1 protein-coding gene is annotated in these 1430 nt (G+C 69.3%); it reads right to left on the bottom strand.

Going from position 1 to position 1430, the window contains the following annotated elements; all coding sequences use genetic code 11:
* Positions 1 to 1009 (bottom strand): FAD-dependent oxidoreductase (locus ACFY9I_RS42445; RefSeq protein WP_391012882.1); only part of this gene is annotated, 1009 nt, incomplete at its 3' end.
* Between the last annotated feature and the right edge of the window lie 421 nt (positions 1010 to 1430).

Below are 1430 nucleotides of genomic sequence, written 5' to 3'. Positions count from 1 at the left end.
ACTCGACCTTGGTACGGGCGAGCTGGGGGAAGATCTCGCACATCTCACGGAACAGGATCTGTCCGCTCTTCTTGTCCGAGGTGGGGTCGGACGGCGCGAAGCGGGCACGGCCGCCGAACAGCAGCCGGTTGTCCGGGGTGAGCCGGAAGTAGTGGCAGACCTTGTTGGAGTCGACGAGGAGGCGGCCCTTGGGGATGATGTCCCGGGCGAGCTCCTCACCGAGCGGCTCGGTGACGATGATGAAGCTGCCCACGCAGACCTGCTGGCGGCGCAGCCACGGGAAGTTCTTGTCGGTGTAGGCGTCGGTGGCCATCATGACCTGCCCGGCACGGATCACACCGCGCTCGGTGCCGACCTCGAACCGGCCGGCGGCGGTACGCCGCACGCCGGTGGCCGCGTTGCGCTCGTGGATCTCAACACCGGTGCGCTCGCACGCCTCGGCCATGCCGCGCACGAAGCGGCCGACGTGCAGTCCGGCGCTGAGCGGGTCGAGCAGGCCGCCGTGGTAGGCGTCGGAGCCGATCTCGGAGCGCAGCTCGGACTTGCTGATCAGCGTGGTCTCGTGTCCGAAGTACTTGGCCAGGTCGCGCTGTTGGGCCTTCTTGCTCTCGAAGTGCGCGGGGCGGGACGCGAGGCCCAGGCGTCCGACACGACGGAACTGGCAGTCGATGGACTCCTCGTTCACGAGCCGCTCGATGGTGTCCACGGCCTTGCCGTAGGAGTTGTAGATCTCGCGGGCGCGTTCCGGTCCGTAGCGGCGGATGGCCTGGCGTACGCCGATGGTGAAGCCCAGGTTTGCCATACCGCCGTTGCGCGCGGAGGCACCGGAGCCGATCTGGTCCTTCTCGACGAGGGTGACACGGGCACCCTTGCGCGCGGCGTGCAGGGCGGTGGACAGGCCGGTCAAGCCGGCGCCGACGACCACCAGGTCGGTGTCCTCGGAGAGCGGTTTGCCGGATCGGTCGGGGAACGACCCTGCGGTCTCTACCCAGTACGGGATCGTCTTCATGTTCGGTTCTCCTGCGGGGAGGGGTGGAGGGGGCCGGGCTGAGAACACGGGGTTGCCCAGCCGGCTGCGCTTGTCGGCAACCCGGCAGCTCGGTCGGCGCGCTCAGGTTTCTGGAACTGGGTGGGGAGGTCAGGAGAGGGGTTCGACGGGGAGGACGTTCTCGCCGTTGTGGTGGCCACCGCGTGTGTGGACGAGGGCGGAATGCCGAGTCCCACGGCGTAGCCGCTGGCGGAGGTTCCCGCCCTCGCGGCCGAGCGATCCGTTGGCGTTCACGCTCAGCGGGGGTGCCGCTGAGCCGTGTCGGCGGTCAGCTGAGCGGTGGCGGCGGTCATACGGCCTCGCCTCCTGGGGTGGCGATCCCGGCCGTGTTCTCGACCGACAGCAGGGAGTCCTGCCGTCCGGAGCCGAGCCAGCGCACCAG

It is taken from the genome of Streptomyces sp. NPDC012510 (assembly GCF_042955065.1).
GTDB lineage: Bacteria > Actinomycetota > Actinomycetes > Streptomycetales > Streptomycetaceae > Streptomyces.
Note: the sequence above shows the minus strand (reverse complement) of the source record. Positions and strands in the feature narration are given on the sequence as shown.